A 12,374-nucleotide genomic window follows, 5' to 3' on the forward strand; every position below is an offset into this window, starting at 1 on the left:
CTCCACGCGGTCTAGACCGTGAACTGCGCGTCCTCGACGATCTTCGACGACTTCTCGCCGACGGCCACGATCGGGACGATCTGGTCGCTGCCGTGCACGATCCAGCGGGTCACCTCGCCCCCCGGCGAGTGACCGGCGAGGATGATGTCGCGCAGGTCGAGCTTCTCGATCACTTCGGCCAGGTCGTCTGCGTAGGTACCCGCGTCGGTCGTGCACGATGGCCCGGTAGCCGTTGTCAGCCACCAGCTTGGCCTGCGGATCCCATGCGTTGCCGTTCAACGGCCAGGTGCCGTCTTTGGTGGTGACGAAAGACATGACTGCGGTGTCATGCGGTTGAAGCGGCATGTGGGCCGAGTCGGCTGCGGGCCCGGACAGGCAGGGCTCGGCTCGTGTCTCGCCAACCGGTCGCGGCGTCCACGGTCGTCAGACGAATGCACCGTTGGACGTTCGTCGGACACGCGGTCGTGGCCTTACGACAGTACGGGTCCGGAGTTGCGCCCTCCGGCGTCTCGGAACGGGATGCTCACATGCCGCCGTATTCAGGTGTCGGCCGTACTCAGGTGTGGCTGGCGACGAGTCGGCGGGCTGCGGTCTTCGCCTCGTCCACGACGGTGCGGTCCTGCAGCAGGCGGCCGGAGGCCAGGGCGCCGTCGATCAGGAGCCCGATGTGCCAGGCGAGCGACTCGGGAGTCTCGGCCCCGGCCTTCTCGCTCAGCTCGGTCAGCCACGCCTGACGGCGCCGCGTGTGCTCCAGGGTGATGGCCCGGGCCTCCGAGTCCGGCTCGGCCTCGACGGCTGCACTGACGAACGGGCACCCGAAGAAGCCGTGCCGGTCAAAGGCGGCCTCCAACGCGTCGAAGAGGCCGACGAGCTGCTCGCAGGCGTCGGGGCCTGCGAGCTCGGCGGCGCTCTGCAGCTGGCTCATCCAGGAGTCGTCGGTTCTGCGCAGGTATGCGGCGATCAGCTCCTCCTTGGTGCGGAAGTGCGCGTACAGGGTCGACTTCGCAACGCCCGAAGCCTCGATGACCTGATCGACACCGACACCGCGCAGTCCGTGCGCGTAGAACTGATCGGCTGCCGCGGTGAGGATCTTCTCCTCGGACTTGGTCTTCCGGAATCGCGTCGCCATGGTTTCCTCCTTAATCGAACACACTAGTTCGTCTGATTTAAGGAGGGCAAGGCCACCTGATGAAGCACCGGGGGAGAGCCCCTGGGGCGAGTCCTCGCTGTGGAAGAGCCGCGGCGGCTGCGCAAAGACGTTGAGTTGCTGGGCCGGGCCCGCGTGCGGACGTCACCGCCGGCTCCCGGTGCGCAGCACGTGTTGACATGCGGCGGGGATGAACTTCGGGTCATGGCCGGGCAGATCACCGGCCGGTGGGTTGCCGGTGGTGGGCGGGGGAGTGGGACGGTAGTGCTCGTCAGCCCGGCACGGATGTTCGGTGGCCGGCGGCCCGGTTCGACGTGGTCGGCGCCAGGGGTGACAGGATGGCCCCATGAGCAACGTGTACTTCGACATCAGCATTAACGGCGCCCCCGCCGGCCGTCTCGTCTTCAACCTCTTCGACGAGGTCGTCCCGAAGACCGCGCGCAACTTCCGTGAGCTGGCCACCGGCCAGAACGGCTACGGCTACGCCGGTTCTGGCTTCCACCGCATCATTCCCCAGTTCATGCTGCAGGGCGGTGACTTCACCAACCACAACGGAACCGGTGGCAAGAGCATCTACGGTGAGAAGTTCGAGGACGAGAACTTCACACTGAAGCACGACCGCAAGTACCTGCTGTCGATGGCGAACGCCGGCCGCAACACCAACGGCTCGCAGTTCTTCATCACCACCGTCCCCACACCGTGGCTCGACGGCAAGCATGTCGTCTTCGGCGAGGTCGTCGAGGGCCGGGAGCTCGTCGACCAGATCGAGGCTTTGGGCTCGCAGTCCGGCGCCCCCAAGGGGAAGGTCGAGATCGCGGCCTCCGGCGTCGTCGACGGCAGCTGATCCCGGCCTCTCGGGGCGAGGCATCTCGTCGAGGGGATGCCTCAGACCCCGGGTGGGTAGTCAAGCGGCATGCGGTGACAAAGGAGGGACCGGTACCCGCTGCTGGATCAGGCAGGCGGGCGGCCCCGATGGAAACGCTGGGGTTTCCCGCCCTGGCCGTTGCCGAACCGGTCACCCTCGCCAGGTACCTGACGGGCACGCACCTGAGAGATCGAGCTGAGCAAGGCGACGGCCGCGTTCCGGGAGATCATCGCCTGGCCTGGCCTGGCTGAGGCATTCGACGAGGCCTTCCCTGACGGCGCCCTGGCCCGGCGGAACGCCGGCGGGCGGGCGGCCTGGCCCTTGGACCTGCCGACTCGCCGCCGGGCCCGTCGACGCCCCCACCGACCTGCACCCCACCGACCTGCTCGCCTTCGCAGGAGACGCCCCGCACCCATCTACCGCACGGGCCCTGAGCCGGCCGACGTCCCCGTCGTCATCGCGTCCCCCATCATCAGCTGAAAGACCCCTGAACCTGAGCGTCGCCGCCCCCGCCGCCGCCCCGGTGCGGCCTGGGACGTCGACGCGATCCGGGACGAGGTGCAGTAGTTCGTCGCCGAGTGCCTCGGTACCCCAGACAGGGTCCTGATCGTGGACGCCACCGGCTTCGTCAAGAAGTGCACCACGTCCGCTGGGGTGCAAGGGCAGTAGTCGGTCGGGCACAGCCGGCCGGACGGAGAACTGCCAGATCGGAGTCTTCGCAGCTCACGCCTCGGCCAGGGGCAGAGCGCTGGTGGAGCGGGAGCCGTGTCTACCGAAGTCGTGGACCTCGGATGCGGACCGGTGCCGGGAGGGGAAGGTCTCTGACAGTCGCGCAGTCGTCGCGGGTGAGGTAGCCCGTGTGGGTCGTGGCTCGGGGCGGTTCTTGTGTCGGTCGGGGGTGCCCTTGTTGTCCGCTTGGTTGACATGCGGTGCGGGCGGTGGCTGGGATACGGCGATCGGTGCGAGGGGCGAGCAGAGGGCGGGCGGAGTCATGGCCATGGATGAGGGTGTGCCGGGTCCGCGGGACAGTAGACGGCGGTGTGTGACGGCCTCGGTTACGGCTGTGGCGCTGCTGCTCCTGGGCGGCGGCGCGTACGGGCTCCTGTGGACTTCCAAGGATGGCAGGGACATGGCAGGGGCGGCGCGGGCGGCGGAAGGGTCGGCAACACCCTCTCCGGTCACCAGCCCCACATTCCCGCCCCTTGGAGTGAGCGTGTACGGCCCACCCGCGGCGGTCCAGACTTCCGCCCCGTTCCCCGATATCACCTATCGTGCGGCCGGCCCGCTGCCGAAGGCGACGGGCTCGGCTGCGGTCTACCGGTCGAAGGGGGCGGTCACCGCCGCGGAGGCGAGGCGCCTGGCGGATGCGCTCGGCGCGGGACCCCTGAGACTGGCGAGACACACCTGGACGACCGGGGCGTCCCGGCACGGCAGATGGCCGGAGGTCGATCTGGGCGAGTCCGCGCCTGGAGGCTGGAACTACAAGAGACGGGCGCCTGGTGGCACGGGCCGCTGCGAGCACGGTGACAAGTGCGACTACACCCGCTCCGGGGACGCCTTGCCCAGCGACCGGCTCGCGAAGTCGGTCGCACTGCCTGTGTTCCGGAAGCTCGGGCTGGGGAATGCCAAGGTGACCGTGTGGCGCCAGGAGTGGCGGGGCGCGACGGAAGTGCGGGCCGACCCGGTGGTCGACGGGCTGCCGACCGCCAACTGGGACACAAAGCTGGTGATCAGTGGGGACGGGCGCATCGTGGAGGGCAGTGGGTCACTGCGGCTTCCCGTGAAGGACACCGAGTACGCGCTGATCGACGCGGGCGAGGCGGTGCAGCAGCTCAACGCAGCCCGGCCGGCCCACACCGCGACGTCGGGGAAACGGCTGGTCGAGGCCGCGGTGGACGGGGCGCATCTCGTGCTGGCGAATGCGACCGTACGCCATGGTTCGGCCCTGGCGCCGTTCTGGGCCTTCGACGTCCGTGGGCCGGACGGCACGAGGTCCGTCGTGATGGTTCCGGCGCTCACGCTGGATGACCAGTTCCGCATCGTCCTGCGGTGAACACGGCCAAGGCGGCGCCCCCCCGGCGGGCGGCACCGCGCGCGACGGCCTCCATCAGCCCGTTGTAGCCGCTGTGCTGCAGGCGTACCCGGCACAGGTGTGCGCGGCACCGGCTGCCTGCGCTGAACGCTGCGGAGAAGGGACGGCCTCCGATGGTGTGGACGCCGGCTGCGGATTACCGCTTCAGCGGAGGGTGGCTTTGGACAGGCCAAGATCGATGCCCGGCTGTTGCACCGGGACTGGCGTTTGTGGTGGACAGGGACGCCGGTGGCCAGGGTCGGTCGGGTTCTTCGGTGTGGCCGCGGCGGGGGTGGCGTCCGGTCCCGGCCGCTGACAAAGGGCCTGGTGTGACTCGTCGGGACGGACGCGGCTGTTGCGTGAGAGGCCGGGCTGGATGCGTATCACTCGTTCGGCGGGCCCGGGGTGCAGCCGGTTGTCGTACCCGGAACTCTAGGATCCATTACCTGACAAATCGGTTGCGTTCGTTGTCGTTTGTAGGGGCGGGTTGACGGCACGACTGTAAGGAGGCGGGATGTCGCACCGCGCCGGAAGGACCCGCTGGAGGCGTTTCGCGGTGGTCCTGCTGTCCGGCGTCGCAGCGTGCGCGACGGTCGCCGTCGCCATGGCGCAGGGAGTGCTCGCCGCCTCGTTCTTCATCTCCGGCCAGAAATTCCAGATCACCGCCGACTCGTTGACCGCCCGCGGGTTCAGCCTTTACGGCATGGTCGACGTGACCAGGAAAGGCGAACCCGTACCTGTCGTGGTCACCGGTTTCAGGCATGCGTCGCTCAGCGGGCTGTGCCAGTCCGTGCTCGTCGATGTCCCGGTGCTGGGCACGCACACTCTGCGCCTGACCGGCAGTGGCCGGCCGGCCGAGGCGTCGGACCTGTTCATCGACGCAACGAGCCAGACGGCCAAGGGCGGGGACTTCAGCGGCCTGGACATCGGTGTCGCCCAGGGTGCCATCACCAAGGGCCCGGTCGATCCCGGAGACAAGGCCTCGCGTTTCTTCGATCCCGACGGCGTCGGCCAGCAGGCTGCGTCGGCCACCCTGACGGACGTGCGGGTGAGCGCGGTCGCACTCTCCGCCGGCACGATCAGCGTTCCCGGTCTGCGCCTGCAGCTCGAGAAGGGCAACCACGAATGCCCCTGACCCGCATGTCCCCCCGCGGAGGCCACAGGCCCGGGTCCCGCATCCTCCTCGCGGGACCACGACACCACCGATCAGGACAGGACGCGTGATCACCACCCCCTTCGGAAGACGACGTGCACGGCTCATCACCGCACCGGAGCTCCGGCGCAGGTTCAGCAGGTGGCGTGGCGAACGCCCTTTCTGGGCCGGGCTGTTCACGTTCGCCGCCGGTCTGCCCATCCTCTACTGGCCCTATGCGCACCTGGACCTTGGCGGGGTGCCGCTCGCCCTGTCGACGACGTCGGGTGCCGGGTCCCTGGTGATCGGAGTTCTGCTGCTGGCCCTGGGCGTCGCGCTCTGCTACCGCCCCCACCTTCGTGTGTTCGCCGGGATCGCCACCCTCCTGCTCACCCTCATCTCCTTTCCCGTCGCGAACTTCGGCGGCCTCTTCCTCGGTGCGGCATCCAGCCTGATCGGCGGCTCCCTGGCCTGCGCCTGGATGCCGCCCACGGCCGGAGAGCCGTCGAGTGAGGGCACGGCCCCGGCGGTTGCGGAAGGAGAGGGCGGGCGTGCCACCTGAGCTCCGCACCAGCCCGGCCTGCGCTTCCTTGAGGGACGCGCACGTGTGCGCGCACACCGCCGACAAGGAGCATTCGGGGGGCCGCGGACGCCTTCAGGTGGTACTTCAAGCTACGCCGGTTTCGCCGCCCCGCCGGAGCAGTCGGGTGTACGGCCAATGCAGCGCGCTGATGCCAAGCGTGACGGTTAGTACTCGCCGCAAGCTCGGCACGTCTGGCTCAACGGATGGTGTAGCCGTACTGGTTGGTCAGGGCATCCGTGATGACGGGTGCGCGGCCTTGTGGGTGCCGGTTGTTGGGGTCGATGGGAGCCTGTGATGTTTCACGAGCGGTGCCTTTCACCACTTGATCAGAAACGCGAGAAGTGCTGCTGCTGACCTGCAACGATCGGATCTGTCGAGGGTCCGGACCATTGCTGTTGAAGGACCACTTCTCAGGTGAAGCGCAAGACTGGCCTGGATCAGGCGATAATGATCACCAGCCGCCTGTGCGTATTACCTGGGGAGGTCTTGTGAGTCTGAGTCCGCGCGAAGTGTTTCTCCGGCTTGTTCATGGGGTCGCGGGCGGAAACTTCGATGAGTTGCCTGACCTGTATGGCGAGGTCACCGATGTCCGCCATCCGATGGCGACGCCGGAGTCCGAGCCGTTGACGAGCCGGCGTGCACTCCAGGAGCATTTCACGGTGCCGCCAGAAGCTCGGGAGTCCTTGCCGAAGAGGCGGGTCGTCGATGTCGTCGTTCACGAGACCGCCGATCCTGAAGTGATCGTCGCCGAGTTCGCCTATGAGTTCACGTTGCCGGACGACTCCACAAGCAAGGTGCCCTGCGTCTTTGTCATGCGTGTCCGGGACGGTCAGATCATCGAGTCACGGGATTACATCGACCCGATTCGTACGTACACGGCACGCGGGGACCTTGACCTCCTCATCGCGTCGTTGCGGAGGGATGTTTCCTGACGTCGGGCTTCACGAGGTGAGCTGTCCGAGGCTTGATCACAAACGCGAGAAGTGCCCCTGAAGTGTAACGGTAGGGCTTGCCGCCAGGTGTATCGGGACCTACCCGGTGTCCGCGTTGAGGACGACGGCCGTGCAGTGGTGTCCCAGGCCGGCGGTGTACTGCCGGTGGAGATGGTCCACAAGACCGGTCTGGATCAGGCGGCATCAGCTGCGTTGGCGCCATGGCGGAAAGCCCGAGCGGTGCACGATCCAGGCAAGGTCCTGCTGGGTATCGCTCTCGCTGTGGCCCTGGGCGGGGACTGCCTGGCCGACGTAGGCACGCTGCGAGCCGAGCCGGCCGTGTTGGGGTCGGTGGCCTGCGATCCGACGGTCTCCCGCCGGGTACGACACCCTTGCCGCGGACGGGATGCGAGCCCTGGCGGCGATCCGGGACCGCGCGGGCCGAAGTCCGCAAAAAGTCTGGAAGTTGGCAGGCTACGCCGCGCCGGACGCCGGTGGGCAGGTGACCATGGAACCGGACGGGGTGCTTGTCATCGTGCACTCCGACAAACAAGACGCCGCCGCGACTTGGAAGAAGACCTATGGCCACCACCCGCTGATGGAGTTCGTCGACCACGGCCGCAGCGCGTCCGGGGAACCGGTGGTGGGTCTTCTGCGGCTGGGGAATGCCACGGCTCCAACACCGCGGCCGACCACATCGAGGCACAGAGCAGTGGCCACGAGGTACGAGAAGCTCTCCGTCCGCTACGAGGCGACGGTGCTGGTAGCAGCCCGTACCCTTCAAGGAGGCTCGATCGGGCATGAGCGGCATCCCCGGGAGACCGGTGCTGCTGCTCGCCCTCGCTGCTAATTAAGAGCTGCGATCAGGATCGCTACAGTACGGGCGTGCAGGTGGGCACCCGGTCGGGCTGTAAACTCCGCGTCAAGCCAGGAAGGTCGGATGCGACTCGTAGCAGCCTGCCCATCAAAGGGCTCTTCACGACTCCGTCGGCCGGCCTTCCGGGACGCCCCGTAACTGCTGATTAAGAGTGGCGACTCGATCGCTTGTACGGACTTGCCAGCGGGTGTCCCGACTGTCTGATGATCGTTGCATCTGTAGCCGGGAAGGCTGGATGCGACTCTCGTACTCCTGCCCGTCATGGGGCTCATGTCGACTCCGTCGGCCAGTCTTCTGGTCACCCGCCATAACTGATTAAGAGCTGCGAACTCGATCGCTCGTACGGACTTGCTTCAGGGGTGGCCTGGCACTTCCTGTTCGTGTTCGATCTGGAGAGGCGAGATGACGCAACGGCCGCCACAGGTATGGGCCGGGATCGACGTGGGGAAAGGGCATCACTGGATCACCGTGGTCGATGCCGATGGCGACCCACTGTGGAACCGCAAGGTGATCAACTCCGAGACCGACATCCTGGCCGTATTCGGTGAGGTTATGGACACAGCCGACCACGTGACGTGGGCACTTGACCTCGTTGACGGGCCAGCAGCGTTGCTACTGGGGACCCTGGCCAACCATGGTCAAAGTCCCCGGTACGTCACAGGCTCAAAGTTCGCAGCGTTCAAGAAGAGCTTCAGCGGCCAGGGCAAGTCCGACTTGAAGGACTCCTACGTCATCGCCGAGTTCGCCCGATGTCTCCGGCGACAGACTGTCCCTGTTCCCGTGCCTCCGAGGGTCACCAAGGAACTCACCCTGATCCTCTCCCACCGCAATGGCCTCTCAGTCGAACGCACCAGAACCATCAACCGCATGAGGGCCATGCTCACCAGCATCTTCCCGGAGCTGGAGCGGTCCTTCGATTTCGCCCGATCCGACGGCCCGCTGGTCTTGCTATCCGGATATCAGACACCAGCAGCTATTCGGCGGATGGGTGAGAGGAGGCTCACAGCCTGGCTCGCCAAGCGTGACGTGAGGAAAGCGTCAACCATCGCAGAGAAGGCAGTGACGGCCGCTAAAGCACAGGACTCAGCTATTAGCGGGGAGGACCTTGCGGCCGAGCTGGTAGCCGAACTCGCCCAGAAGATCACGCAGATGAACGTCCGCCTAAAAGAGCTGGAAAGCAAGATCGGAGAGATCATCTCCCAACACCCCCAGGCGCCCATTGTCCTTTCCATGCCCGGCTTCGGTGAGCTCCTCGCGGCTGAGCTTCTCGCAGCGATCGGTGACATTTCCAGGTTCCCGAGTGCTGGACGGCTCGCTGTCGCATCAGGAATGGCTCCCGTCTCCAGGGACTCCGGTTCGAACACGGGGAACCGTCAGCGCCCTACCCAGTACAGCCGACCCCTGCAACGGGCCTTCTTCCTGTCCAGCCAGTCCGCGTGCCTGACCGCGGGGACGTGGGAGAGGGAGATGTACCTGCGGAAGTACCAGGGCTACACGCACGACAGAGGCCGCCACAAGAAGGCCGTCATCGCTGTCGCCCGCCAACGCGTCTCCATCCTGTGGGCCATGCTCCGTGACGGCCGGCTCTATGAGAGGGAGTACAACCCCCGCGAGAAGGCGGCCGACGAGGCTCAGGCGGCTTGACCAAACTCATTAAGAGTCGTGAACGAGTGGCTGTGACCAGCACCGTCGCAACGGCCCTCAGACGACGTCGAATTCGTTGCCCTCAGGGTCCTGCATGGCGGCGGCGTAGAGCCCCATGTCCGGCTCATCCTTGATCCGCAGCACGGTGGCGCCGGCTTTGACCAGCCGTTCCACCGTAGCCTTGACCCGCTGTGTGCGGACGTTCAGTGGGACGTCACGGCCCCCACCGACCTTCAGGTCGAAGTGCCACCGGTTCTTGGCGGCCTTCGGCTCCGGAACCTGCTGGAACCACACCCTCGGTCCACGTCCCGCGGGATCGATGATCGACTCCGGAATATCCCCGGCACCGGGCGGCAACTCTGCCTCGGGCACCCCTATCGCCGTCCAGTAAGCACGCCATGTGGCGTGCCCGCCCGGCGGAGGCTCAGGCACGTAGCCCAGGGCCTCGGCCCAGAAAGACACCATTCTCTGCGGATCGGAGCAGTCGATCGTCAGCTGCATTGTCATCTCCATGCGTGGAGCATCCCAGGCAGGTCTGACAGACGATCCACTTTCGCAACAGGCCTAGGCGGAACTGGTGGTGCTGGTGGGCAAAGCCTGCTGATAGAGGGCTACCAACACGCCGTGCACGGGCTGGTCCTCTGCATTTTCCTCGGCCTCGTCGACCAGTTTGGAGAGGGTCTCGCCGAGTTCTCTTGCCTTCGCGGGGCTGAGACGCAGGTGGCGCAGTGTCAGGTGGGTCTCGGCGGGTGAGCGGTCCAGCTCCTGGGCGACCGCGGCGAGCATCGCGGCGGTGCCTGCCGCTTGGGGTTCGGCGACGACCATGTGGCGGGCCGTGCGTTGGTAGTACTGCTCGGTGCCGCCGCGGACCTGGCGGGTCTCGGCGATGTGGACCAGCCCGGCTTCGCGGAGCACTTTGAGGTGGTGGGCCACGTTGCCCTTCTTCGCGTCGAGCTGCGCCGCAAGCCGGCTGACGGTGGCAGGCCGTTGGCCCAGGGCGAAGAGCAACCGCTGACGCAACGGGTGGGCGAGCGCCGCGAACTGCTCAGGCGCACCGATCTCCAGGACGTCCTCAGGAGGCGGCAGGTGGGAAGGCTGATCTCGCATACCGAAAGTGTCTAAACCCTTTGATGCTTTCGCAAGGGCTGTGCTCTACTCCCTGCCATGACGACTGTGACGAAGCTTCAGCCCGCCCCTGTCATCGACGAGACAGCCCGGCTGCTGACCGAGCACTACGTTTTCCCCGAGATAGCCGAGCAGCTCGCCGGCCTGCTGCAACGACGCCTCGCCGAGGGGGCCTATGACGTCGACGGCACCGAGGAGCTCGCCCGTCTGGTCACCGCAGACCTGCAGTCCGTCAACGGCGACCGACACCTGAGACTGAAGCACCACGCCGAACCGGTGTCCCCGGAACAGGGGGCGGCCACCCGGGACGCCATGCGCCGGGACTTCGACACCTCGCTGGGCGGCGCGCCCCGGGTGGAGTTGCTCGGCGGTGGGGTCGCCGTGGTGGAGCTGGCACCGATGCTGTTTCCGCTGGAGTGGGCCGCCGAACCGCTGAGCGCCGCGCTCACCCTGGCCTCCCGCGCCCAGGCACTCATCGTGGACCTTCGCTCCAACCGGGGCGGCGACCCGGACACGGTCGCCTTCGTCTGCAGCTACCTACTCGACGAGCGCACCCACCTCAACACCATGTACTGGCACGGCGGCGACCGCAGCGAGCAGTACTGGAGCCTGCCGCACGTTCCTGGCGCGCGCTTCGGTGGCAGCAAGCCGTTGTATGTGCTGTCCAGCGACAGCACCTTCTCTGCCGCTGAGGAGCTGGCGTACGACCTCCAGCAGCTCGGCCGCGCCATTGTCGTCGGCGAGCGCACCCGCGGCGGCGCACATCCGTGCAAGGGCTGGACCGTGCACCCACACCTGGAAGCCACCGTCCCCGTTGGCCGCGCCATCAACCCCGTCTCCAGCACGAACTGGGAGGGCACCGGTGTGCAGCCGGACATCCCTTGTGCAGCTGCCGACTCCCTCGACCACGCGCACGCGCTGGCCCTCGCCCGACTGGCAGGCTGACCCAGTCCAGCTCACCGACAGCACGCACGCAGTGCCTGGCGGATGAACCACTTGGTAGCGAACTGCCGCTCCCGTGCTTCCGGCGGGAGGCTGGCGATCACCCCCGGCAGGGCTCCCCGCTCCACCTCGGAGCGATGCGCCAGTACGGCGGCGATCTTCTGCGCCATCCAAGGGCCGACATCAACAGTTGCGGAGACCTGTCCGTCCGGAACGCTGTACACCGCCTTGCGCGCACCGATCACGTCTCTCAGGTCCGGCACGGCCGAGTGCGGGTGCGTGGCCAGGTAGACGGCATGCGTCTGCCAGGGGGCACCGGCATCCGGGTAGAGCTGCTCCAGTCCGGCTGCTTGGGCAGCGAGCATGGTCACCCGATGGGTGTGCACGTGATCGGGGTGCCCGGGCAGCCCGCCATATGCGTCATGAGTGACCATGATGTCCGGGCGGAATTCCCGGATGTGCGTCACCAAGCGCTGCACTGCCTCGTCGAGCGGCGCATCGCAGAACCGCACACAGCCCGGGGCCGAGTGCGGTACACGCGCATCGGCATACCCGAGCATCCGCGGCTTGCCGGCACCGAGGATGCGCAGCGCCTCGGCCAGCTCCGCAGCCCGCAGGGTGTCCGCTGCCCAGGTCGCCGTGACGACTGCGGTGCGCGCGCCCGCAGCTGCGTGACGGGCGAGCACTCCGCCCGCAGACAATGACTCGTCATCCGGATGAGCGAAAACCGCGAGCAGGCTCGGCACGGCCATGGTCAGACCACCTCCCAGCGCGAAGGAGACCCGATCGTACGTCGCCCCATGGAAGCCGCCCCCGAGTCGCAGGGATCGGGAATCGGCGTAAGGGGCTGCGCATCCGTCGCAGAGCCACCAGATCTGGCCGCGCTGCGGACCGGTCACTATCAGCGTCCAGTACTCACCGGGCCGGTCGCTGCCCAGCAACACTGAGCCTCCGCCCAACTTGAAGCCGCGGGGCAAAGGGCTGGCGTGGACCGGCTCTCGGGGTGCTCACGCTGGTCGTGGGTGCCTGTCTGCGCAGTAGGTCATCTGTCAGCGA

At 67.2% G+C, this 12,374-nt stretch carries 11 protein-coding genes and 3 pseudogenes; 9 read left to right on the forward strand and 5 right to left on the reverse strand.

Features of this window, described 5'->3' with window-relative positions; all coding sequences use genetic code 11:
• Positions 1–56: 56 nt before the first annotated feature.
• Positions 57–315 (reverse strand): annotated as a pseudogene (locus tag ACQPXS_RS44310) (alpha/beta fold hydrolase); the annotation flags it as partial.
• 241 nt (positions 316–556) lie between these two features.
• Complete coding sequence (locus tag ACQPXS_RS44315) at positions 557–1,129, reverse strand: TetR/AcrR family transcriptional regulator (RefSeq protein ID WP_433455118.1); 573 nt, start codon at positions 1,127–1,129, stop codon at positions 557–559.
• A gap of 364 nt (positions 1,130–1,493) precedes the next feature.
• On the opposite strand from ACQPXS_RS44315, the gene ACQPXS_RS44320 reads away from it, so the two are divergent.
• The 8 genes and pseudogenes from ACQPXS_RS44320 (at position 1,494) to ACQPXS_RS44355 (ending at position 9,251) form a co-directional block, all read left to right on the forward strand.
• A complete protein-coding gene (locus ACQPXS_RS44320; RefSeq protein WP_433455119.1) occupies positions 1,494–1,991 on the forward strand; it encodes a peptidylprolyl isomerase in 498 nt (165 codons plus the stop codon).
• Between the two features lie 504 nt (positions 1,992–2,495).
• A pseudogene (locus ACQPXS_RS44325) lies at positions 2,496–2,838 on the forward strand (transposase); the annotation flags it as partial.
• A 387-nt stretch (positions 2,839–3,225) separates the two neighbouring features.
• Positions 3,226–4,065, forward strand: coding sequence for a hypothetical protein (locus ACQPXS_RS44330; protein WP_433455120.1), 840 nt, complete (start codon positions 3,226–3,228; stop codon positions 4,063–4,065).
• 574 nt (positions 4,066–4,639) lie between these two features.
• Positions 4,640–5,218, forward strand: a complete 579-nt coding sequence (locus ACQPXS_RS44335; RefSeq protein WP_433455121.1) for a DUF6230 family protein — start codon at positions 4,640–4,642, stop codon at positions 5,216–5,218.
• Between the two features lie 85 nt (positions 5,219–5,303).
• Entirely contained in the window at positions 5,304–5,777 is a 474-nt protein-coding gene (locus ACQPXS_RS44340) for a DUF6114 domain-containing protein (RefSeq protein WP_433455122.1), read from the forward strand.
• Positions 5,778–6,139: 362 nt separating this feature from the next.
• Positions 6,140–6,730, forward strand: a complete 591-nt coding sequence (locus ACQPXS_RS44345) for a nuclear transport factor 2 family protein (protein ID WP_433455123.1) — start codon at positions 6,140–6,142, stop codon at positions 6,728–6,730.
• Between the two features lie 87 nt (positions 6,731–6,817).
• Positions 6,818–7,429 (forward strand): annotated as a pseudogene (locus tag ACQPXS_RS44350) (transposase); the annotation flags it as partial.
• Between the two features lie 580 nt (positions 7,430–8,009).
• Positions 8,010–9,251: an IS110 family transposase gene (locus ACQPXS_RS44355; RefSeq protein WP_433455124.1), complete on the forward strand. Its 1,242-nt coding sequence runs from the start codon at positions 8,010–8,012 to the stop codon at positions 9,249–9,251.
• A 57-nt stretch (positions 9,252–9,308) separates the two neighbouring features.
• Here the strand turns inward: ACQPXS_RS44355 and ACQPXS_RS44360 are convergent, their stop codons facing one another.
• On the reverse strand, positions 9,309–9,764 hold the full coding sequence (locus ACQPXS_RS44360) for a VOC family protein (protein ID WP_433455125.1): 456 nt from the start codon (positions 9,762–9,764) through the stop codon (positions 9,309–9,311).
• A gap of 51 nt (positions 9,765–9,815) precedes the next feature.
• Positions 9,816–10,358, reverse strand: coding sequence for an ArsR/SmtB family transcription factor (locus ACQPXS_RS44365; RefSeq protein ID WP_433455126.1), 543 nt, complete (start codon positions 10,356–10,358; stop codon positions 9,816–9,818).
• A 57-nt stretch (positions 10,359–10,415) separates the two neighbouring features.
• Here ACQPXS_RS44365 and ACQPXS_RS44370 point away from each other — a divergent pair, with 57 nt between their 5' ends.
• The gene (locus ACQPXS_RS44370; protein ID WP_433455127.1) at positions 10,416–11,321 is read left to right on the forward strand and encodes a S41 family peptidase; all 906 of its coding nucleotides are present in this window, start codon (positions 10,416–10,418) and stop codon (positions 11,319–11,321) included.
• Positions 11,322–11,332: 11 nt separating this feature from the next.
• Here the strand turns inward: ACQPXS_RS44370 and ACQPXS_RS44375 are convergent, their stop codons facing one another.
• Complete coding sequence (locus ACQPXS_RS44375; RefSeq protein WP_433456225.1) at positions 11,333–12,070, reverse strand: PIG-L deacetylase family protein; 738 nt, start codon at positions 12,068–12,070, stop codon at positions 11,333–11,335.
• Positions 12,071–12,374 lie beyond the last annotated feature (304 nt).

Origin of the sequence: Streptomyces sp. CA-142005, from assembly GCF_050942335.1 — a bacterium.
Taxonomy (GTDB): domain Bacteria; phylum Actinomycetota; class Actinomycetes; order Streptomycetales; family Streptomycetaceae; genus Streptomyces.